The organism is Nitrospira sp. Kam-Ns4a, assembly GCF_965152595.1.
This window is the reverse complement of record NZ_OZ224218.1, coordinates 3,181,436-3,202,805: the sequence shown is the minus strand read 5'-3', so window position 1 is coordinate 3,202,805 and position 21,370 is coordinate 3,181,436. Positions and strand designations below refer to the sequence as shown.

Annotated in this window: 17 protein-coding genes and 1 pseudogene; 9 read left to right on the top strand and 9 right to left on the bottom strand. The window is 68.6% G+C overall.

Annotated elements, in window-relative coordinates:
* Window positions 1–164 precede the first annotated feature (164 nt).
* Complete coding sequence (locus ACWHYQ_RS15990) at window positions 165–2,312, top strand: DUF4384 domain-containing protein (protein WP_447973104.1); 2,148 nt, start codon at window positions 165–167, stop codon at window positions 2,310–2,312.
* A gap of 77 nt (window positions 2,313–2,389) precedes the next feature.
* On the opposite strand, the gene ACWHYQ_RS15985 is transcribed toward ACWHYQ_RS15990, so the two are convergent.
* The 5 genes from ACWHYQ_RS15985 to ACWHYQ_RS15965 form a co-directional block, all read right to left on the bottom strand.
* Entirely contained in the window at window positions 2,390–2,815 is a 426-nt protein-coding gene (locus tag ACWHYQ_RS15985; RefSeq protein ID WP_447973103.1) for a hypothetical protein, read from the bottom strand.
* Window positions 2,816–2,892: 77 nt separating this feature from the next.
* Window positions 2,893–4,278: a DUF4340 domain-containing protein gene (locus ACWHYQ_RS15980; protein WP_447973102.1), complete on the bottom strand. Its 1,386-nt coding sequence runs from the start codon at window positions 4,276–4,278 to the stop codon at window positions 2,893–2,895.
* A 2-nt stretch (window positions 4,279–4,280) separates the two neighbouring features.
* Window positions 4,281–5,804 carry a GldG family protein gene (locus ACWHYQ_RS15975; RefSeq protein WP_447973101.1) on the bottom strand — a complete coding sequence of 508 codons (1,524 nt, stop codon included), beginning with the start codon at window positions 5,802–5,804 and terminating at the stop codon, window positions 4,281–4,283.
* Window positions 5,801–6,571 carry an ABC transporter permease gene (locus tag ACWHYQ_RS15970; protein WP_447973100.1) on the bottom strand — a complete coding sequence of 257 codons (771 nt, stop codon included), beginning with the start codon at window positions 6,569–6,571 and terminating at the stop codon, window positions 5,801–5,803. Before ACWHYQ_RS15970 ends, ACWHYQ_RS15975 begins: the two co-directional genes overlap by 4 nt.
* Window positions 6,568–7,560, bottom strand: coding sequence for an ABC transporter ATP-binding protein (locus tag ACWHYQ_RS15965; RefSeq protein WP_447973099.1), 993 nt, complete (start codon window positions 7,558–7,560; stop codon window positions 6,568–6,570). The genes ACWHYQ_RS15970 and ACWHYQ_RS15965 overlap by 4 nt, the downstream gene beginning before the upstream one ends.
* A 287-nt stretch (window positions 7,561–7,847) precedes the next feature.
* On the opposite strand from ACWHYQ_RS15965, the gene ACWHYQ_RS15960 reads away from it, so the two are divergent.
* Genes ACWHYQ_RS15960 through ACWHYQ_RS15950 form a run of 3 tightly spaced genes read left to right on the top strand, consistent with a single transcriptional unit; the run spans window position 7,848 to window position 9,650 of the window.
* The gene (locus ACWHYQ_RS15960; RefSeq protein ID WP_447973098.1) at window positions 7,848–8,198 is read left to right on the top strand and encodes a hypothetical protein; all 351 of its coding nucleotides are present in this window, start codon (window positions 7,848–7,850) and stop codon (window positions 8,196–8,198) included.
* The gene (locus ACWHYQ_RS15955; protein ID WP_447973097.1) at window positions 8,195–9,007 is read left to right on the top strand and encodes an OmpA family protein; all 813 of its coding nucleotides are present in this window, start codon (window positions 8,195–8,197) and stop codon (window positions 9,005–9,007) included. The genes ACWHYQ_RS15960 and ACWHYQ_RS15955 overlap by 4 nt, the downstream gene beginning before the upstream one ends.
* A gap of 34 nt (window positions 9,008–9,041) precedes the next feature.
* On the top strand, window positions 9,042–9,650 hold the full coding sequence (locus ACWHYQ_RS15950; RefSeq protein ID WP_447973096.1) for a hypothetical protein: 609 nt from the start codon (window positions 9,042–9,044) through the stop codon (window positions 9,648–9,650).
* 64 nt (window positions 9,651–9,714) lie between these two features.
* Here the strand turns inward: ACWHYQ_RS15950 and ACWHYQ_RS15945 are convergent, their stop codons facing one another.
* On the bottom strand, window positions 9,715–11,520 hold the full coding sequence (locus ACWHYQ_RS15945) for a glycoside hydrolase family 15 protein (protein WP_447973095.1): 1,806 nt from the start codon (window positions 11,518–11,520) through the stop codon (window positions 9,715–9,717).
* Between the two features lie 61 nt (window positions 11,521–11,581).
* Window positions 11,582–13,480: a malto-oligosyltrehalose trehalohydrolase gene (gene treZ / locus ACWHYQ_RS15940; RefSeq protein WP_447973094.1), complete on the bottom strand. Its 1,899-nt coding sequence runs from the start codon at window positions 13,478–13,480 to the stop codon at window positions 11,582–11,584.
* A gap of 117 nt (window positions 13,481–13,597) precedes the next feature.
* Here treZ and glgX point away from each other — a divergent pair, with 117 nt between their 5' ends.
* Window positions 13,598–15,730 (top strand): glycogen debranching protein GlgX, encoded by a 2,133-nt coding sequence (gene glgX, locus ACWHYQ_RS15935; RefSeq protein WP_447973093.1) that lies wholly within the window; start codon window positions 13,598–13,600, stop codon window positions 15,728–15,730.
* Window positions 15,731–15,972: 242 nt separating this feature from the next.
* On the top strand, window positions 15,973–16,359 hold the full coding sequence (locus tag ACWHYQ_RS15930; protein ID WP_447973092.1) for a hypothetical protein: 387 nt from the start codon (window positions 15,973–15,975) through the stop codon (window positions 16,357–16,359).
* 41 nt (window positions 16,360–16,400) lie between these two features.
* Here the strand turns inward: ACWHYQ_RS15930 and ACWHYQ_RS15925 are convergent, their stop codons facing one another.
* Window positions 16,401–16,709, bottom strand: a complete 309-nt coding sequence (locus ACWHYQ_RS15925) for a hypothetical protein (RefSeq protein ID WP_447973091.1) — start codon at window positions 16,707–16,709, stop codon at window positions 16,401–16,403.
* A 351-nt stretch (window positions 16,710–17,060) separates the two neighbouring features.
* On the opposite strand from ACWHYQ_RS15925, the gene ACWHYQ_RS15920 reads away from it, so the two are divergent.
* From ACWHYQ_RS15920 to ACWHYQ_RS15910, 3 genes and pseudogenes are all read left to right on the top strand, one after another.
* Complete coding sequence (locus ACWHYQ_RS15920) at window positions 17,061–17,684, top strand: OmpA family protein (RefSeq protein WP_447973090.1); 624 nt, start codon at window positions 17,061–17,063, stop codon at window positions 17,682–17,684.
* Window positions 17,685–18,112: 428 nt separating this feature from the next.
* Window positions 18,113–18,397 (top strand): annotated as a pseudogene (locus ACWHYQ_RS15915) (septal ring lytic transglycosylase RlpA family protein); the annotation flags it as partial.
* Between the two features lie 660 nt (window positions 18,398–19,057).
* Window positions 19,058–20,053 carry an ISL3 family transposase gene (locus tag ACWHYQ_RS15910; protein WP_447973014.1) on the top strand — a complete coding sequence of 332 codons (996 nt, stop codon included), beginning with the start codon at window positions 19,058–19,060 and terminating at the stop codon, window positions 20,051–20,053.
* A 62-nt stretch (window positions 20,054–20,115) separates the two neighbouring features.
* Here ACWHYQ_RS15910 and ACWHYQ_RS15905 read toward each other — a convergent pair whose 3' ends face one another.
* Window positions 20,116–21,360: an integrase gene (locus tag ACWHYQ_RS15905; protein ID WP_447973089.1), complete on the bottom strand. Its 1,245-nt coding sequence runs from the start codon at window positions 21,358–21,360 to the stop codon at window positions 20,116–20,118.
* Window positions 21,361–21,370: the final 10 nt, after the last annotated feature.

Genomic DNA, 21,370 nt, shown 5'->3' with positions numbered 1-21,370 from the left:
CGGCTACTCGGTGGGGCCGGTTGGGGGACGGGAAGCCACGCGGGGGAGATGCCGAAAAGGATAGGTGCCTGAACCTTTTGGATAAGGGGTCCCGGGGGATTCAGGAGGCCCGTTCTGCGGCACCGGGTGGGGGAGGGACACAGCTCATGCCAGGGGAGGAGGAGATGCGACAACGAGCGGGGAATGCGTTCGGCTGGTGGGCCCTGGCGCTCGTCATCGGGCTGTTGGCAGGCGGCTGTGCGCCGCCGCCGCCCGCCGCGTCGGGGACCGACGGAGCGGCGACAGGTCAGACGCCAGGAACCGCTCAACCGCCATCGTTTGCCCAGCCGGCTACGAAGTGCGAGGGCGCGGCGGCTCCCGCCTGGGCGAGCCAGACAGGGACGCTGCAAGCGGTCGGTCAATCCACGCAGAGCTTTGAGGACGCGGAGCAGGCGGGACGTGTGGCGGTCGCCAAGCAACTGGAAGTGCAGGTGGAGGGCGAGGACGCCAGCGTCCAAGAGGAGTCCAGTGCCAAGGGCTTCAGCTACCAGATCCGCTCGAAGGTCGTGGAGCGGGTCAGCCTGACCATTTCCGGCTTTGAGACCCTCAAGCGCTACCGGGACGACTGCCGCGGGCTCCACTACGCGCTGGTACGGCTGGACCCGGTCAAGGCGGTGCAAGCCTGGCAGGACGACCTGCGCACGCTCGCGAACCAGCGACAGGAGTTGGCCCGGCAGGTGGCGGATCACCAGCGCGACGGCCGTGTCCTCGCCCAGCTCGACGGGCTGGTCCGCATCCTGGAGCTTGACGCCAAGGCGGCGGCGCTGGAGCGCCGGCTGGCGTATCTGGCCCCGGAGGCCAGGCCGGCCGAATCGGGCGCGGTCAAGCTGGAGCAGACGCGCCGCCTGGTGGACGACCTTGTCGGGGCGCTCCAACTTCGCAAGCAGGGCGGGGACAATCAGGCGGCGAAGCCGGGCAAACCCCTGCCGCAGCCGCTGGCCACCCGGTTCGTTGCGGCGCTGCCGACCGGCGAGGTGGCGCTGGCCAATGTGCCGATCCGGTTCACCTTCAAGACTGGCCAGGGGCAGGTTGATCCGCTCGTGAATACGAATGGGGAGGGGCGCGCCGAGGCGACGGTGCACGGGGTGGAGCCGGGAACCGCGCCGGTTTCCGTCGGAGCCCAGGTCGCCCTTGATCGGCTCGGAAACCTGTCCCCAATCCTACACAAGCGGCTGGAGCGCCAGCTTGCCGCCCAGGAGGTCCGGTTCTCCATCACGCCGCCCGCGGGGCTCAGCGCCGATGCGGGGCCGCTTGCGAAAGCGCTGCACGAGCTGGCCCTCCGACTGGCCAGCCATATCAACACGTCCGAGGGGGCGCCCGCCGTGGTCCAGGACTTCGTGGAGAGCCGGACGAAACGCAAGCTCCCGCTCAGCGCGCGCATCGAATCTGGGCTGGCGAGCGGGCTGGTCCGGACGGGTGTCCTCCGGATCATCGAGAAGCCGCCGACGGCCGCGGTCAGGGATCCGTCCCCGGCCGCCACAAGACAGAGCGAAGGCGAGAAGGGACCCCAGCCCCTGGCCTTGGTCTATGGCGTCTACGAGGCCAATCCGGACGACAGCATCTCGATCACCGCGAAGTTGTTTCGGGTCGCCGACCAATTCCTCGAAGCAACGGCAGAAGGCACCATCCCGAAGGCGGCGCTGTCGGAGGGGGACCTCCGCGAGCTGCGTCTCGGCCGGCCGACACTTGGCCCGATCTTGGCTCCTCCCGCGCCTACCCAGTCGTACAGCGAGTGGGTGGAAGCCTTCTGGGACCTCCGGAACCCCGACGGCTTCAAGACTGAGCTGACGGCGGACCGGCCGCAAATCCGCAGGGGCGAAACCGCCCAGTTCCGGTTACGGACGACACGCGACTGTTACCTGACCGTCGTCAGCATCGGCGCAAGCGGCGCCTGGACGGTCCTGCTGCCGAACCTCTGGCGACCTGCGCCGACATTGGTTCGGGCCGGTGAATGGGTGACGATCCCCGGCAGGGAAGACGACTACGAGTTCGGCGTAGATCCGGACAAGCCGGTGGGCACGGAGCGGCTCAAGGCCATCTGTACGACCAAGCCGGTGACGCTGATCGAGAACATGGATCTGCGCAGCGGCCTGTTCGGTCTGTCCCGCCAGGACGAAGCCCGCTATCGGGACCTCAAGGTGAGCAAGGCCCGGCCGCAGCCGGACGAGTGGAGCGAAGCCCACGCGGAGATCGTGACGTTGGAGGCGGGGCAGACCGAGACGCGCGGGATGCGTAGTCTGAAGAGCCGCGGGCTGGACGCCGGCCGCGAGTGAGGCTGGGCGGGGGAAATGGAAGGAACGGCGCGCCCGCATGCGGGCGCGCCGCCTGAGCCCGGCGCCACCGACGCGCCCTACCGGGCGCCGGGGGCCTGGAGGCCTTTCCGAACCGCTTCGTCGCGCTGGCAGCTCTGCTCCGCGATCATCCGCTGGCCGGCGCTCGCATCCTTGGGGATGCGGGCCAGGCAGGCGTCCAACGTGTCCCCGGCTGTGCCGGACGCGGCGGCCGAGGTGGCCGCGGCGGTGCCGGCGCCGACGACCGCGTTCCGCGCGGCCTGATCGCGCTTGCAGCGGTCCTCGGCGACGGCGCGTTGGCCCGGCGTCGCGTCCGCGGGAATTCGCGCCAGACACGCTTCGAGGCTGTCGGCCGCCGGCTCGGCGGCTGCCCCGCCGCCGGCCCCGGGCATAGGCGCCCGTGCCTCCTCGGTCGTCGCACAGGCGGCGGCAAGGAGCAGGGACGCTGCGAGTGAAACCATGATGCCGGATCGCCCGATCTTCATAGCCTTGTCCCTCCTTCTTCGGATCGTAAGAAACCAGGGGGGGAGCGTAGCGCAGGCGGCCGCCAAAAGGCAAGCGCTCACTGCTTCGTCGCGGAGGCCGCGCCCGTCTCCGAGGACGCCAGCAGGTCCTTTCTGGTCGGGACCTGGGTCAGGATGTCGGCCCGCGCCTGATGGATGCCGGGGAGCCCCTGCCCCATCGCGTAGACGAGCCCGCCGACCTTGCTCCCGAGGACCAGGCGGCCTTTGGTCTTACCGTCCTTGCTCGTGGCGGTGAACTCGGCCGACGGGGCCGTGAGTCCGTAGGGTGCGAGCGGGCCGGCCCGCTCGACCACGCGCAGTTCCGCGGGCAGCGCCACGACGCGGCTCACGAAGAGGTCCGCCTTCTCCTGGTTGAGTTTCTGGTCCGGCTGATCCTCCAGCACCCAGGTCCCGCTCTGGTTGATCAGAACATACTGCTCGTCCCGGGTCTTGACGCCGAGCATGGCGACCTCGTCGTAGTCCACCCCGAGGAGGCGCTTGTCCCTGAGTGCGAACAGTTCCTTGGTCAGGTCCTTGATGGCTCCGGGGCTGATCCGGTAGATCGGCGCCTCATTCGTGGTGACCGCGTAGGCCTCCCCGGAACTCGCCTCGAGCTGGAAGAGCTTGAGCGTCTGGTCGGCTCCGCCCGCGTGCAGGGTGACCTTTACCTGCGGCGTGGTGAGCCGCTTGGCGAGCGCGTCGCGCTCGGGCCCAGGGTCCACGAAACCGAGCGCCTTGAGGTCCTCGAGCCGCTGGAGCAGCAGCCGCACTTCGGTCTGGTCCGCCGGCGCTTCGATCGGGAACCGGATCTGCCACCGCTCCTTGGCACCCTGGGGGACGCGGTAGAGCACGATCTCGGATTGCGGGAAGGTCAGCCGCAGCCGCTCGGTCTTGGCCTGATCAACTCGGAGGACCTCCTTGCGCCGGAAGGTGAACAGGGTCTTGTTCAGGAAGTCCTTCGGCGCGAGGTCGGTCAGCAGCACCTGGCCGTCCGACGCGCGCAACGCGTAGAGGCTGGAGGAGAGCGGTCCGCTGTCCCCGATGGACAGGGTCTCCTGGCGGTCGCCCGCCGTCACGGTCAGGACCACCGACGGCCGGTCAAGCCCGAAGGGTGCCAGGTCCGCTCCCTTCTCCCCAACCACGCGGGAGACCTTCCCAAGCACGAGGGCGCGGACGAGGCTGTCCACCTCCCGGACGTCCGCCTCCGTCTCGATCGGCGCGGTGACCTTCCAGGCGTGGTCCGTTTCCGCGGCAAGCCTCACCTCGTCGGCCAGCGACTTGACCGTGAGGCCGGTGATCTCCCGTTCCTTGAACGGCAGGAGCTGTTTCTGCTGCGCCTCCGCCTGGGTCTTAGCGCGCTCCATCGGCAACTCGACGAAGGACACGTAGGTGGCCAGCGCGGCCAGCACGATCGCTAGCAGAAGCGTGACGAGGTAGCGCTTCATATTCAGAGACGCCGGCGGCGCCGCCAGACGACCATGCCGTACAGGAAGGTCGCCAGGGGGAACAGCAGTACCTGGACGTACAGCAGGATGCGTTCCTGCGTCGGGTTCGGGATGAACGGCCGGAAGGCCGGCTCTTTCGGGGTGATCGCGATCAGGTCCCGCTCCTCCGCCAGCCAGCCGAGTGCGTGCAGCAGGAAGTCCGTGTTGCCGGGAAAATTGACGTAGGCATTGCTGGCGAAGGTGGAGTTGCCGACGACGACGATGGCCGGCCGCGGCTTCCCCTCCTCCGGCGGCCGCTTGGGGGTCAACGCGGCGGCCAGGGGGAGCGGGCCCTGCACGTCCTCCCGCTCGTCGAACTGCACGACACGTCCCTGCGGGTGGGTTTCCGCCCAGCTTCGCGGCGACGTCCGCGCCAGCGGGACGAAGTCCCAGTCCTTGCCCTTGTCCTCATCGAAGGCCACGTGGCGGGACAGGGGGAACAGGACCGCGAAGTTGAAGTCCTGAGTGATCTCATGCTCCGTGAACGTCCGGATCAGCAGCGCATAGAGGTCCCCGAGGGCCACCCGGTCCTGCAGATCCACGAGCACGCCGCGGCCGAGCTCGACGCCCCACTGGCCGAGCAGGCCGTCCAGCCCGGCCTCCGACTCGGGGTCCACGAGCACGAGCAGCCGCCCCCCGTCCTGCACGTAGCGCCGGATGCGCTCCTGCTCGTCCGCGGTCACCGGCCGGCGCGGGCCCGCGAGCACGAGCACGGCAGTGCCGGCCGGCACCGCCTGCTCTTGGAGCAGCGAGACCGTACCGACCTCGTAGCCCTGCTTGACGAGCGCCTCCTTCGCGAGCGAGAGCCCGCCGCGCTCCCGGTCCTCCAGCGAGCGCTCACCGTGGCCTTCGAGGAACAGGATCTTTTTTTTTCCTTCCTTCGAGACCCGGATCAGCGCGCCGGTCAGCTCGGCTTCGGAGGGTGCGGTGACGCGGGTGGATTGCTCCCCGCTCTCAATCACGGCCGTGTCGGCCCGGGTGATCCCGTAGCGGCGCGCGATGCCGGGCTGGCGTTCGGGGTCCACAAACTCGACCTTCACCTTGGCGTTGGCTTGCTGGTAGCTTTCCAGCAGGTCGCGGTAGGCGTTGTAGCCGGCGCTGCGCTCCTGGGAGAAGACGGTGATCTTGACCTCGCGCGGAAGGCTCCGCAGCACCCGATGCGTCTGCGGCGCGAGCGTGAACCGCTGGGTCTCCGAGAAGTCCCAGCGCCAGGAATGGCGCGCAGCCAGAAAATTCACGATGACCAGGATCGCCGCGAACAGGAGCACCATCAGCACGCTGTTCACGCCCAGCCGGGTCGAGCGGCGGGTCGAGAAGGCCTTGACGGTCTCGAAGTGGGTGACGAAGAACACGATCAAGCAGACGAGCGCCAGCCCCTCGCAGAGCGTCACCAGCCAGAGTTGGTCCGGCGCGAGGCTGTAGGCGACCAGGCCGGCCACCGCCAGCCCGCCTCCGAGGACGCCGATGCCGGGGACGAACCGCTTCATTTCCACCGTTGGGATTCGACGACCCGGTGGGTCAGGAAGAGCATGAGGACCAGGCCGCATCCGTAGTAGACGAGGTCCTTGGTCTCCAGGAGTCCGCGGACCATCCGGTCGAAGTGCTCGATGAATGAGAGGTACGACAGGACGTTGCCCAGCGGGGTGTCGCCGAGGGCGGAGCCCAGCCCGCCCAGGAGCCAGACTAGGATCAGCAGGCCGAAGCTCACGAACGCGGCGACGATCTGGTTCTCGGTCAGCGCGGAGGCGAACACGCCGGTCGCCAGGAACAACATGCCAAGCAGCGCCAGGCCCAGGTAGCCGGTGAAGACCGGGTTCCAGTCGAAGCTGCTGTAGAGCGAGAGCGACACCGGCACGAGGCCCGTCACCCCGAGCAGCCCCAGGTAGATCAGGACTAGGGCGAGGAATTTCCCGAGCACGATCTCGTTGATGCCGACCGGGGAGGTCATCAGCAGCTCGAAGGTCCGGAGCTTCCGCTCCTCCGCGAACACGCGCATGGTCAGGATCGGGAGCACGAGGAGCAGGACGATCGCGGTGCTGTAGAAGGTGGGCCGGAACACCAGGTCGTTGAGGTTGAGCTGGGCCGCCAGGCCCTGGAGCTGCATCATGCGAATGGCCTGGTTGCCTGCGTTCACCACCGCGAGGTAGGCGAGCACCCCGAAGATGAGCAGGAAGACCGCGCTCACGACGTACACGATCGGCGAGACGAAGGCCGAGCGTAGCTCCTTGGCGACGATGGCCTGGACGGGGGTCATCCACGCGCCTCCTCTGCGGCCGGGGCGGGCTCCCCGTCCCGCGCCGGAGCCGCGGCTTCGACGCCCTCCTCGTGCTGGGTGAGCCGCAGGAAGACGTCCTCAAGCGTCAGGGTGACCGTCTTCAGCTCCAGGAGCCCCAGGCCTTGCCCCACGACGAACCGCGCGACCTCCGCGCGGAGGTCGCGGCCCAGCTCGGCCTCAATGAGGAACGCGCCCGGCTCGCCGGCTTCGAACACCGAGAGCACGCCGGGCAGCGCGCGGAGCCGGTCCGCCAGGTCGGGCGGCGCGGTCCGCACGGTGACGCTGATCTTCTCCGACCGCCGGAGGCGCGCGGACAGGCGCTCGGGGCTGTCCTCGGCGACGATCCGGCCAGCGTTGATGATGACGACCCGCTGGCAGACGGCGGTGGCCTCCGGCAGGATATGTGTGCTCAGGATGACCGTGTGCGAGCCGGCCAAGCTCTTAATGAGCTGGCGCATCTCGATGATCTGTTTCGGGTCCAGGCCGACCGTGGGCTCGTCCAGGATCAGCACGGGCGGATCGTGGATCAGCGCCTGGGCCAGCCCGACCCGTTGACGGTAGCCCCGCGACAGGTTGCCGATCAGACGGTGGCGCACGTCGCCCAGCGAGAGGCGCTCGCACACCCGCTCCAGGCCGGCCCGCAGTGCGGCTGCGTTCATCCCCTTGAGCCGGCCGACGAAGGTCAGGTATTCGGTGACGGTCAGCTCCTGGTACAGGGGCGGCGTCTCGGGGAGATAGCCGATCCGGCGCTTCACCTCCAGGGGCTGCTCAAAGCAGTCAAATCCTGCGACCGTCGCCGTGCCTGCGGAGGCCGGCATGAAGCAGGTGAGAATGCGCATCGTCGTGGTCTTCCCGGCCCCGTTGGGCCCCAGGAAGGCCAGCACCTCACCCTTCTCCACGACAAACGACACGCGGTCGATGGCGGTGTGATCGCCGTAGCGCTTGGTGACGTCCCGGACTTCGATCATCGGGCGGAGACTCCAGCGGAAGCGGGCTTGCTCCGATACGACAGGACCCGCTCGCCGGGGTCCGGAAGCGGGTCCGCTCGCGATCTTACCGGCTCCCGCTTGGAGCAGTCAAGCCCGCCGCCTCGAAGGCCGCGGGCGCGCCCGCGCGCGTTCCTCCGCGTTATCCCGTATTGAGGCTTGATCATTGGTGAAAATGTGGCTATAGTGACAGCCGTTGGCGTAACCAAGTCGCAAGGGGATGCGCGTCCGCGCGCATCAGCAGTAAACCAGGAGTCGGGAAGGTGCCGATGAAACGCGTGATGGTCGTCATGATGGTCCTCGCTGGTCTCCTCTGGTCGGCCGGGGTCTGGGCCGCCGAGGCCCGGTCCCAGACGCGGACCGTCCGCGGGGAAGTCGTGGCGGTCAACCTTTCGGACACGCCGCCGGTGATCGTCGTCGCGGTGAAGGTCGGGAAGACGCAGGAGGAGCTGATCGTCGGTGCGTCGGTGGAGTCCGGCGCCCAGATCACCCGCGGCACCGAGCGCATCCCTCTGAGCGACATCAAGGTCGGCCAGACGGTCGAGCTGACCTACGTCAAGCACGAGCAAGGCCTGCGGGCCCAATCCATCCGGGTGAAGGAAGCGAAGGAGCTGCCATGACGCCGTTCATCTGCCGGGGGCTGCCCGGTCTGTTCGTTGTGCTCGCTCTCGCGTGGCTTGTGGCCGGATGCGCGGGTCGCAGCGTCTCGTCCTCCGCGCAGGACCTGGCGCTGGTGCCCGGCCCGCCGCCGAAAGCCGCGTCGGCGCCGGCGCCGCCGGTTTCGGAAGCGCCGCTGCCGAGCGCCCGGGAAGCCGAACAGCCCCCTGCTGCGCCACCGGCGGTTAAGTCCGAGGAGCCGGCTCCCCCACCGGCGGAGAAGCCGCCCGAGGTTGCTGCCGTCGCCCCACCGGCTCCCCCGCCGCCGCCCGCACAGCCTCGCGAAAAACAGGCGGAAGCCCCGGTGCCGCCGCCGGTGCCTGAAGAGGCGCGGGTGACCGAGTCGGCCGTCGCGCCGCTGCCCGCGGAGTCACCGAAGGCGCCGCCGTCGGAGGTCGCCGCGGTCGCCCCAGCCGCACCCCCGCCCACAGTCGAGCCCCTGAGCCTGTCCGATGTCTTTTTCGATTTCGACCAGTTCGTCCTGCGCGATGACGCGCGGCCGACGCTGGAGCAGAACGCCGAGCGGCTCAAGAAGCAGGACGGGTGGAAGCTGCTGATCGAGGGCCATTGCGACGAACGCGGCACGGCGGCCTACAACCTGGTGCTGGGGGAGCGCCGGGCGCAGACGGTGCGGGACTATCTGGCGAACCTGGGCCTGCCGGCGGCGCACATGACCGTGACGAGCTTTGGGAAGGAGAAACCCTTCTGCACGGAGCACAGCCACGCCTGCTGGCAGCAGAACCGGCGGGCGCATTTTGTGATGGAGAAGTGAGGATCGGCGAAGCGGACAGGGAAGGGAGGAGCCTGTGAGAGCGCACAGACTGCTGGTGATGGGCTGCGTGGGCCTCCTGGCGTTCGGGGGCTGCGGGAGTCCGGGGGTGATCACGCTGGAGCTCAAGCCGACCGAGGCGGGTGGTGCGGGGGCGAAGGGGACCTCGCTCGCTGTGGTCGTGACGGCGTTCGAGGACGCGCGGCCGGACAAGGGGCGCCTGGGGGTGCGCCATCATTTCTGGGGCAGCGAGACGGCGTTTGACGTGCCGGCGGGGAAGGCGGGGGACGCGGTCGCCGGCGTGGTGGCCGCGTACTTGAAGGGGAAGGGCTGGCACGCCCAGGTGGCCCCGGACGGCGCGACGGGGGATGTGGCCCTGTCCGGCAAGCTCCTCGCCCTGTCGGTCGAGGCCACCAGCCGGTTCCTGCGCACGGAGATCAAAGTCACATCCAAGGTGGTCGTGGAGGCGAAGAACGCTGCGGACGGCAGCCTTGTCCGGATGACGTTGCACGGCGACGGCTCGGAGACGGTGTTCTGGTTCGAGCCCGAGGACGTCCAGGACCTCCTCAACACGGTGCTGACCGAGAGCCTCGGCAAGTTCCTCGCGAACACCAAGGTGGAGAATGGGCTCCTGCGGCTCAAGTAGCGGCCCGTGACCCCCAGCCCGAGGGGCGGGCCCCGGCGTGGCCGGGGCTCGCTGCCTCTCTCACCTATCGCAGCGCCCGATCCAGGTTGAACGCCGCGCTGATCAGCCCGATGTGCGTCAACGCCTGGGGCAGGTTGCCCAGGTGCTCCCCTGTGAGCGACAGCTCCTCCGCATAGAGCCCCAGGTGGTTCGCGTAGCTCAGCATCTTTTCGAAGATCAGCCGGGCCTCCGTGAGCCGTCCCGCCCGGGTCAGGGCCTCCACGAGCCAGAATGTGCACAGGCTGAAGGTGCCTTCCTCGCCGGGTAGCCCGTCGCTCGCCGCGCGACCAGGCAGGTAGCGGTACACGAAGCTGTCTGAGACCAGGCGCGCGAGCGTGCGGTCCAGCGTCGCGAGCATGCGGGGGTCGGTGGGGGAGAGAAAGAAGACGAGCGGCATGAGGAGCGCGCTCGCATCGAGGACGTTGCCCTCGTACTCCTGGACGAAGGCGCCGAGGTCCCGGTTCCAGCCGCGGTCCATTACCTCGCGGTAGATCCGGTCCCTGACGGCCAGCCACGTGGTCCGGTCGGCGGGAAACGAGCGCTTGTTCGCGAGCCGCAGCCCGCGGTCCAGAGCGACCCAGCACATGACCTTCGAATAGACGAAGTGGCGCCGGCCGCCGCGCACCTCCCAGATGCCGTCGTCGGGGCGCTCCCAGTTCGCGCAGACGTAGTCCAGCAGCCGCGCGAGGTTGCCCCACAGGTCGTAGCTGATGGGAGAGCCGTACTTGTTGAAGAGGTATACCGCGTCCATCAGCTCGCCGTAGATGTCCAACTGGAGCTGTGACGCCGCGGCGTTGCCGATCCGGACTGGCTTGGAACCGGCGTAGCCCTCCAGGTGTTCGAGTGCTTCTTCGGGCAGGTCATGCCGGCCGTCAATTCCGTAGACGGCCTGCAGCGAGCCGTCGGGGTTCAATTCCTGGCAGCGGGCGTTCAGCCAGTCCATGAAGCGTCCCGCCTCGCGCGTGAAGCCGAGCCGGATGAGCGCGTACAGCGTGAACGCCGCGTCACGGATCCAGGTATAGCGGTAATCCCAGTTGCGGACGCCCCCGATCGCTTCGGGCAAGCTGGTTGTCGGCGCCGCCACGATCGCGCCGGTCGGGGCGTAGGTGAGCAGCTTGAGGACCAGCGCCGAGCGGTGGACCATCTCTCGCCAGCGGCCCGTGTACCGGCACTGGGCGAGCCAGCGGCGCCAGAACGCCACTGTGTGCGCCAAGGCGCACTCGCCGCTCTCCGGCACGTCGAGCAGCGCGTCGGGGCTCCCGTCCTCCATGTGCTGCAGGATGAAGACGGCGCGCTGGCCCGCCGAGAGCGTCAACACGCCGACGGCGGCCCCCTCGACAATGGTAAGGGGGACCGGGCTCACGAGCCCAACTGCCATGGACGCGGAGCGGAAGATCACCCCGCCTGTGCGCGACTCCGCCCGGTGCGGGTCCCGGGCGAAGTTGAAGGCGGGGGCGCAGTGCAGCCGGAACCCCATCGTCCCGCGCACGACGGAGACGATCCGGACGATCTGGTGGCGCTTCGCAGGAGCCCCGGGCTCGTCGGACTCCACCGGCATGAAGTCCGTCAGCTCGCCTATCCCTTCCGGATGCAGGAACCGCGTGAGGAGCACGTTCGTCTCGGGCAGGTACATCTGCTGGTGGCGGGCGCCCGCCGCGACCGGCGCGATCTGGAACCGGCCACCCTTGCGGTCGTCTAGGATCGCCGCAAAGAGGCTGGGGGAGTCGAACCGAGGCAGGCAGCACCAGTCAATCGAGCCGTCCAGGCCGACCAGCGCGACCGTGTGGAGGTCCCCGATAGCGCCGTAGTCGTCGAGTCGCTTGTACCCCATGGCGGTTCCCTCCTCTGTGTCCGCTCGCCCCTCCCGCTCGGCCCCGGGCCGGCCTGGCCGGTCAGGGCTCAGCCAGGTACACCGCGGCCGCGTAGGCTGGGAGGCGGAGGCTTGCACCCGTCCCGGCGATGATCAGGGCGGCGGGCGCGGCGTTGCTCCCCGAGCCGCCGAACTCCGCGGTGGCGGCGTCCAGCCGAAGCCTCCAGGCGCCGACTGGCTCGCGCAGCGTCAGCACCGCGGGGTTCTTGCTGAAGCTGAGCACCACGAGCGCGGCTGGACTTTCAGGATGCCAGCGGTGCATGGCGAGGACCGATTCCGGCTCGAAGGTCCAGACGCGGTGGGTGGGCGGCACGGCTTCGCTGGCGGCGAGCGCCGGGACTGCGCGCCGGAGCGCGATCAGGGCCCGGTACCACCGGAGCAGCGCGGCTCGCTCCGGCTCGGTGCGGGACTCCAGGCGGAGGCGCGACCGCTCGAACGTCGCCGGATCCTGCGGGTCGGGCAGCTCCTCGCGCCAGCCGAAGGCCGCGAACTCCCGTCGCCGCCCCTGGCGGACCGCCTCCTGGAGCGCGGGGTCGCCGTGGTCCGTGAAGTACTGAAAGGGCGCCGGCTCGCCGTATTCCTCGCCCATGAACAGGAGCGGCACGTTCGGGGCAAACAGCACCGCGGCTGCCGCAACGCGCAGGGCCTCGGGCGGCACCTGGGTCGTTAGCCGGTCGCCCCGTGCCCGGTTGCCTACCTGGTCATGGTTCTGCGCGAAGACGACGAGCTGGGCGGCGGGGCGGTGCCGGGACGAGCTGCCGTGGCGCCGCCGCCGATAGGTCGAATACTGTCCGGTGTAGACGAAGCCCTCCTGGAGGGCCGTCGCGACCTGCTCGAGCCGGCCGAAGTCCTGGTAGTAGCCGGCGCGCTCGCTGGTCAGCTGGGCGCGGAGCGCGTGGTGGAAGTCGTCGTTCCACTGCGCGTCGAGCCCGTAGCCGCCCTCGTCCGCCGGCGTGATCACGCGCACGTCGTTCTGATCGCTCTCCGCGATCACCAGGATGGTCCGGCTCAGCGCCCGCGCCTGCGCGTGGACCGCCGCGGCGAGCTCGCGCAGGATGGGGCGCGCGCTGGAGTCGAAGATCCCGTGGATCGCGTCGAGGCGCAGCGCGTCCACGTGGTATTCGGTCACCCAGTAGAGCGCGTTGCTGATGAAGAAGTGCCGGATCGCGTCGCTGTCCGGCCCGTCGTAGTTGATCGCCTCGCCCCAGGGCGTCCGGTAGCGGTCGGTGAAATAGGGGCCGAAGCAGGCGAGATAATTCCCTTCGGGCCCTAGGTGGTTGTAGACGACGTCCAGGCAGACGGCCAGGCCACGGGCATGGCAGGCATCCACCAGGCGCTTGAGACCTTCGGGCCCGCCGTAGGTGGCCTGCGGGGCGAAGGGGTACACGCCGTCGTAGCCCCAGTTGCGTGCGCCCGGGAACTGGGCCACTGGCATCAGCTCGATCGCCGTGACCCCCAGCTCGTCGCGCAGGTAGTCGAGGTGAGGGATGATCGCCTCGAAGGTTCCCTCGGGCGTGAAGGTCCCGACGTGCAGCTCATAGAGGATCAGGTCGCGCAGCGGCCGCCCGGGCCACCCCTGGTCCGTCCAGCCGAAGGCGTCCGGGTCCACGATCATCGAGGGGCTGTGCACACCCTGCGGCTGAAACCGGGAGGCGGGGTCCGGCCGTTCCAGCGCGTCGTCCAGCCTGTAACGGTAGCACAGGCCCGCCCGTGCACCGGACACCGTCCCTTCATAGTAGCCGCCGCCAGCGGGCGCGAGCGGCACTGGCTCGTGCGGAAGGGGCCGGCCGTCCGGGCCGAAGAGCCGGACCGCGACGCGGCCGGCTTTTGGCGCCCAGACGCGGAACCGCACCGCATCGGGGCCTACGGGCCGGGCGCCGAGGTCTAATTGCCACGGGGGCTTCGCTTCTGCGTCAGTCACCGGCCTCACTGTGCCAGAATCCGCCGCCTTTCGCTAGATACCGTGCGCCCACCCTTGCATAAGCCGGACAGTCACGGTAGATGTCTCCGGGACAAGGCGTAGCCAGTAGGCAACGACATGACGGAGCGGATCTGGCCCGGCTCTCCCTATCCCCTAGGCGCGACCTGGGACGGCGAAGGGGTGAACTTCGCCCTGTTCTCCGAGAACGCGACCGCGGTCGAGCTGTGTCTCTACGACCGGCCGGACGCGGAGAAGGAATCGCGGCGCATCCGGATCGAGGAGCGTACCGATCAAGTCTGGCACGTGTACCTGCCAGGCGTCCGGCCGGGGCAGCATTACGGCTACCGGGTGCATGGCCCCTACGAGCCGGAGGCGGGGCACCGGTTCAACTCTCACAAGCTGCTCATTGACCCCTACGCGAAGGCGATCGCGGGCACGGTCGAGTGGTCCGATGCCGTGTTCGGCTACCGGATCGGCAACCCTGCGGCCGACCTGTCCTTCGACGAGCGCGACAACGCCGGCAACATCCCCAAGTGCGTCGTCGTAGACCAGGCCTTCACCTGGGGCGGAGACCAGCTCCTGCGGACGCCGTGGGAGAAGACCGTCATCTACGAAGCGCACGTCAAGGGGCTGACCATGCGCCATCCGGAGGTGCCGCCGGAGCTGCGCGGCACCTACCTCGGCATCGCCACCCCGGCCGTGATCGAGCACCTGCAGGACTTGGGCGTAACCGCGATCGAGCTGATGCCCGTCCACCAGTTCGTGCGGGACAAGCACCTGGCCGACCGGGGCCTCACGAACTACTGGGGCTACAACACGATCGGCTACTTCGCGCCGGACATCCGGTACGCGGCCTCGCCGGTGCGCGCCCGGCATGTCCGCGAGTTCAAGACGATGGTCAAGACGCTCCACAGCGCGGGGATTGAGGTGATCCTCGACGTGGTCTACAACCACACGGCCGAGGGCAATCACCTGGGTCCGACCCTCTCCTGCCGCGGCATTGACAACGCCACCTACTACCGGCTCGTCGCCGACAACCGGCGCTACTATATGGACTACACCGGTTGCGGCAACACGCTCAATGCCCGGCACCCGCGCGTGCTCCAGCTCATCATGGACAGCCTTCGCTACTGGGTCACCGAGATGCACGTGGACGGCTTCCGCTTCGACCTGGCTGCCGCGCTGGCGCGGGAGCTGCACGAGGTGGACCGGCTGAGTGCGTTCTTCGACATCATCCACCAGGACCCGGTGCTTTCGCAGGTGAAGCTGATCGCCGAGCCCTGGGACCTCGGCGAGGGCGGCTACCAGGTCGGCAATTTCCCCGTGGGCTGGGCGGAGTGGAACGGCCGCTATCGAGACACGATCCGCCGGTACTGGCGGGGGGACGGCGGCCAGGTGGCGGAGCTGGCCTACCGCCTGACGGGCAGCAGCGACCTCTACGAGCGGAGCGGGCGGCGGCCCTACGCGAGCATCAACTTTGTCACCTGCCACGACGGCTTCACGCTCCACGACCTCGTCTCGTTCAACCACAAGCACAACGAGGCGAACGGGGAGGACAATCGTGATGGGACGGACGATAACCTGAGCTGGAACTGCGGCGTGGAGGGCGCGACAGACGATCCGGCGATCCGCGAGCTGCGGGAGCGGCAGAAGCGCAACATGCTCGCGACCCTGTTCCTCTCCCAGGGTGTGCCCCTGCTCTGCGGGGGGGACGAGATCGGCCGCACGCAGCGCGGGAACAACAACGCCTACTGCCAGGACAACGAGTTGGGCTGGCACGACTGGCACCTCACGCGGGTGGAGCGCGATCTGTTGGCCTTCGTCCGGCGCGTGATCGCGCTGCGGCAGCAACATCCCGTGCTCCGGCGCCGGCGGTTTTTCCAGGGGCGGCTCATCCGCGGGTCGGAAGTCAAGGACGTCGCCTGGTTCAATCCAGACGGGAAGGAGATGACCGACGACGAATGGAGCCAGGGCTACGTCCGCTGCCTCGGCATGCGGCTGGCCGGAGATGCGATCGAGGAGCCGGACGCGAAGGGCCGCCCGATCATGGAGGACACGCTGCTCGTGCTCCTCAACGCGCACCACGAGCCCCTGCCGTTCACGCTCCCAGCCCACCGGCGGGGCGTGCGCTGGGAGCCGCTCCTAGACACGGCGTCCCCCGACCACGGCAAGCGGGTCACGGTGTTCAAGGGCGGCGAGCGCTACGAGCTGGAGGGGCGCTCCCTGGCCCTGCTCCGCCTGCGGCGTTGACCTGAAATTTTACCTTTGACAGGCGGCGGCTGCCCGTCTATAGTAAGCGCACCTGATCAAGGCCCCCAGGCTCGGACAATGGCGTCCGCCCGCGGGGTTCGTGGCGGCAAGCGGACAAGGGCGTCCTTTTGGCCGGCGTCACGTGACGGCTGGCCGGAAGGGCGTTTTTTTTTGGGGGCGAGCGAGCGGGAGAGCCGGGCGGGGGAACCCGGCGGGGCCCGATGACGTTCAGGAGCTGGGAGATGGGGCGCGGAACAAGCGGTTTGCTGGTCGGCTTGGGATTGCTCTGGGGTTGTGCGACATCGGGCGGCCCGGACCAGATCGTCCAGGATGCGCTCCAGGAGCGGGAGGAAGCCTATGCTCGGCTGGCTCGCGCAATGTCCGCCTATTGCACGGCGAGGTACGCGTTGCCCGAAGCCAAGCAGGAGTGCCTCATCGAGAAGCAGGGCGAGCTGGCCGCCCTCCGTCGCGTTCATGAACGAGGGCCGGTGCCAGACAGGCCACCCGCGATCGGCCTCGCGCAAGGGGACGGCGCGCTTGCGCCGTCGTCGGTCAAGTGCGAGCGGGTGCGGCGTGAGACCGTATGTTCCCAGATGTCACTGGCTTACGAGACGACGCGAACTCCGTAGGATCCGGACCCCCGCGCTCCCTTCCAGACGGGTCCTGCGAGTCAATACACCTGGTTGTGCGGAACCTGACTCCGGTATTCCCGCGCGAGCTGATCGGCCTCCTCGGCAGCTAAGCGCATTTCCTTGGCCAGCTCCCGGGCCCGTTTGGCCGGCTCGGATTCCTCCCCGCTGCGGCGCGCGTACCACTGGGCTTCAAGCTCAAGGCGGTTGGCCAGCTCAGTGAGCTCGGCTGCCTGTTGGCGATAGTGGAACGCTTGGCTGGCCGGATCCGACGTGGCCGCCGCGCCCGGAGCCTGACCGCTCCTGCCCGAAGCTGTGGCGCAGCCCGCAAGCGAGGCCACCAGCAGCATAGCTGCTCCGTAGTGGATGATTGTAGGTGTACGCATGGCGTGCCCTCCTTTGGGTCTGAAACGCGACACCGATCCGCGTTTTCATTTTAGCATTCGCTGCCCAGCGTCTTGTAGTACGCCCGCGGGAGCTGCTGCGGGGACCGGCCCGCGCGGCCCCGTTCCTGGTGTAATCCTCGATGACTGTGCGCGGCGGGCAGCCGAGCCGCGGTCAAGGCACGGGCGTCCACGGCGGATGGGTCCTGGCCGAACAGGTCTGGATCGAGGTCTCTGCCTATGGTACAGTGCGGGGGGACACACGCCAGGTGACTCATAGGTGAGACCGCGAGTCGGCCGCTCGCGCCGGAGGTCTGCATGTGGGGTCTTGTTCTGAGAGCGCTGGGTTTCGCCGCGCTGCTGACTGGCTGTGCCGCGGCGGAGCACGGGGCGGTTGTGGACTCGATGGAGGCGACGCCCGGCAATGTCCGGCTGGGCCCGGTCAAGGAGGAGCGGATCGAGGAGCCCCAGGTCCCGGTCCCGGCCCCTCCCCCTCCTCCGCAGGAGGTGGCCGCTGCGCAAGAGCAGGTGGCCGAAGCGGCGCCCGCGCCGCCGCCAGCCGCGGTCGTGGAGCCGCTGTCTCCCTTCATGTTCGACATCCTCTTTGACTTCGATCGGTACCACCTGCGCGAGGACGCCCGGGATCTCGTCGAGGTCAACGCAGGCCGGCTGAAGAGCAAGGACGGCTGGCAACTCCTGCTCGAAGGGCGGGGCGACGAGCGCGGAACCGCGGACTACAACCTGGTGCTGGGAGAGCGGCGGGCGCAGAGCGTGAAATCGTACCTGGAAGCGCTCGGCCTCGACGCCGCGCTCATCCGGACCATCAGCTATGGCAAGGACCGGCCGGTCTGCACGGAGCACAGCGAGGCCTGCTGGGCCAAGAACCGAAGTGTGCACTTCTCCCTTGCGATCGAAGACCGCTTCTACCGGCAAGCCCAGTAGCCTCCTCCGGGCGGACTGGCGGCGGGTGCGCATCCGCTCTATAGCTTTTTCTACGCAAACGTAGTTGTTCCTACCCATGACGTGAGCCCTTCCGGATCCGCGACAAAATTTGTCTCCTCTCGGGAGATTCTTCGAACGAGGGGTTGACTTCACGCGCGGTGCTTTGTTAGAGTCTGGCCACCTCGATCGTCTTTCGGCCGGTCTTGACATCCGGCGCGTTCGGGTTCTCGTCCTCACGGCCTCATCCACGATTCATCCCCGTTGTCGCGCAGCGCCGAGGGACCGACTTGGTCTGAGAACGATCGGAGGAGTCTGTGAGCACACGAACGTATGCCCGCTGCGCCTGGGTGCTGGCGGCCCTGTGCGGCCTGCTCCTGCCGGCGTGTACGCTCCTGCCAAAGGGGGCGGTGGACATGGACCTGGGAATCAAGCAGCGCGGAGTCGCCTCCTGGTACGGAGACGATTTCGACGGCTGGCTGACCGCGAGCGGCGAGGTCTACGACATGCAGGCCTTGACCGCAGCGCACCGCACGCTGCCGTTCGGGACGGTGGTGCGCGTGACGAACGCGGAGAACGGCAGGCAGGTGCGTGTCCGGATCAACGACCGGGGCCCCTACGTGAACGGGCGCATCATTGACCTCTCCTACGGAGCGGCCCGCCAACTCGGCCTGGTCGCCTCCGGCGTCGCGGCTGTGCAACTGGAGGTCGTCGGGCACGCAGGTCCGTTGCTCTGGGACGACCCGGCGGCCGGCGGGGTGCGTCCGGTCTCCAGCCTCGTGCCGCTCGACGCCGCGGGCGGCCTCGCCTGGCGGCGGCTGGCTCCGATCGAGGTTCGGCGGGATCGCGGCCTGCCGCTCTTGCCGAGCGATTTCTACCGGGAGCGGCGCTCCCGCCGCGTGGCCGATATTCTGGCGGCCCAGCGGCGCCTCGACCTGGCCTTCGCCAACTCTCTGTCCTGACCCTCCGCGTCCCCGCTTCCGGCGTCTCCTCGAGACTGCCCTCGCGTCTGGCCCTGTGGTCCGTGTCGCGATGGTTGTGCCTATCAAGCCATTTAAAAATCGGCTCTTCAGGAAATTGTGTGGGTCACTGATCCCTCTTGCGCTCTGCTTGGACCTTCGAAAGGAGGGTCCGAGCGATGCGTGACGTTGAACGCTCTCAAGCTGTGCTGGGGCTGCAAGCCCCCTGGACCGTGGTCAACGTGGAGCTGGATGTGACGGGGCAGCCGGTGACCGTGACCGTGGAGACCGGCCCGGGGCCGTATCCCTGTCCTGAGTGCCAGGCGCCGGTCCCAGGCTCTGATCGCAAGCGCCGGCGGTGGCGGCATCTGGAGTCCTTGCCAGTTCACCACATGGATCCAGGCGGACCTGCCCCGCGTGAGCGGTCCGACCCATGGGGTCAAGCAGATCGCGGTGCCCTGGGCCGAGCCGGGGAGCCAATTCACCGCCTGGTTCGAACGCCTGGCCATCGACCTGCTCCGCGAGTGCTCGGTCACAGGTGCGGCCGGGCTGCTGCGCATCACCTGGGATGAGGCCTGGGGGATCAAGGAGCGGGCCGTCGCGCGGGGGCTCAGCCGTCGCACCCGGGACGTCGTCGCGCACCTCGGTGTCGAGGAGAAGGCCATCGCGAAGGGGCATCGCGACCTGACGGTGGTGGCCGATCTGGACCGCAGCCGCGTGCTCGATCTGGCGGAGGACCGGAAGCAAGAGAGCCTCGATGGCTTCTGGGCGACGCTGACGCCCGAGCAGCGCGCGGGGATTGAGGCCATCGCGATGGACAGGTGGGAGCCCTACGTCCAGTCCACCCACGCCCATCTCCCCGAGGCCGAGACGACGAGCGTCTTCGACAAGTTCCATATCGCCAAGCACCTCCATGACGCCGTGGACCGCGTGCGCCGGGTCGAGCATCGGACGCTCAAGCAGGACGGGGATGCGCGCCTGACCGGCACCAAGTACCTCTGGCTCATGCGCCCCAAGGACATGACCGCCGAGCAGCAGGCCACCTTCCGGACGCTGCAGCGCAGTGAGCGGACGGTGGCCCGGGCCTGGACCCTCAAGGAGCGCTTCCGCCCGTTCTGGGACGATGCCTCCCCCGGTGCCGCGCAGAACTTCTTTGCCCGCTGGTTCTGGCGCGCCACGCACAGTCGGCTGCGCCCAATGGCCGCCGTCGCCCACCTGATCCGGCGCCATCTTCCGAATGTGTTGACGTATCTGAGGCATCGGCTCACCAACGCGGGGCTGGAAGCGGTCAATGCCACGATCCAGTGGGTCAAGAAGACCGCCCGCGGCTTCCGCAACGTCGAGCACTTCAAGACCGCGATCTACTTCCATTGTGGAGGATTGGATCTCTATCCAACCCACACGAAAGCCTGAAGAGCCTAAAAATCTTACCCAGTGGGGGACCGTTGAGTCATTTCTGAATCTTACCGGGCGACTCATCGCTCCTTGCTCACAGGAGGGCCTTGGGGGCGGTCAGTCGAGAAATCGACCGCCGCATTTGGCCCAGGATCAACGATCACCTTGGAGTCCATGCTGGCGTATCCCCCCTGTGAGCGTCCTGTGCGGCGCAGCGCCTGGTTCTGGCGCTGAACCTTCGGGCTGAAGGTCCACCCGCGCCAGGGCGTGCTCGCCCGTGGCGGCGGCGGCCGGGGGGCTGTCTCGCGCGGCGTGCGCGGCGCCCGCGTGGCGAGCGCCCAGAGTCGCTCCAGGTGGCGGTCAATCCGCTGTGAGAGCGCAAACGGATCGGTCGTCGTCAGGACCTGCTCCAGCGCGGTGACCTTCTGCGGATCGCCGTCGGCGCAGGCTCGCAACCGCTCGAACGGCGCCTGTGGCCGGTCATAGCGGCGAATCAGCCGCGAGCCCACCCGCTCCTGGCGCGCCAATTTCATGGAGGGCTGGAAGAGATTCTGAAAGAGCCGGAGGTCGGCATACAGGGCGTTCAACGCCGCCCGGCTGTCATAGCGCTCCCACCCCACCAGCTTGCGCACATGGGTCCCGTTCTTCTGCTCTCCAGGCGCGTGGTCCTCCTTCTTGGAGGGCCGCGAGCGGGTCACCGGCACCCGGGGCCCGGTCGGCCGGTCTTGGCACCAGGCCAGCAGATGATCATTGATGAATTCGCTCCCGTTGTCGGAGTCCAGGCCCCGCAGGGCGAAGGGCAGTTGCTGCTCAATGGTCGTCATGGCCTGCACGACTTCGTGGCGACTCTTGCCCCTGATCGCCTGCCGGTCCACCCACGTCGTGTGGATGTCCACCCCGTCCACCGTGTGCAGAAACTCGCCGGCGGCCGAGGCGCCGGCGTGCGAGACCAGATCGATCTCCAGAGAGCCGGGCTTGCGGACATCCCAGTGCTCGGTCTTGATCGGGATCTGATGCTTCAACAAGGAACCCGGGCGCGTGGTGCCGTAGAGGCGCCGCGTGATGGGCTGCTTGCGCTCCCGCAGGCGCCGGTCGATCTGCCGGGGACTGATCCGCCGGAGCTGCGCTTCCACCGTCGGCGTGAGGGGGGCGCGCCGCTTCAGCCACGGCAGCCAGTGCGGGAGCGCCGCCTTCAGTCGCTGGCCACACAGATAGCCGGAGGCCGCCCAGCTCTCCGCGAGCAGGCGAATCACCGGCTCCGGATACGTCGGCCGCCGCCGGGTCACCCGGCGCACCGGCGGCCGGGGCGGAGCCGGCCGGCTCAACAGCCCGATC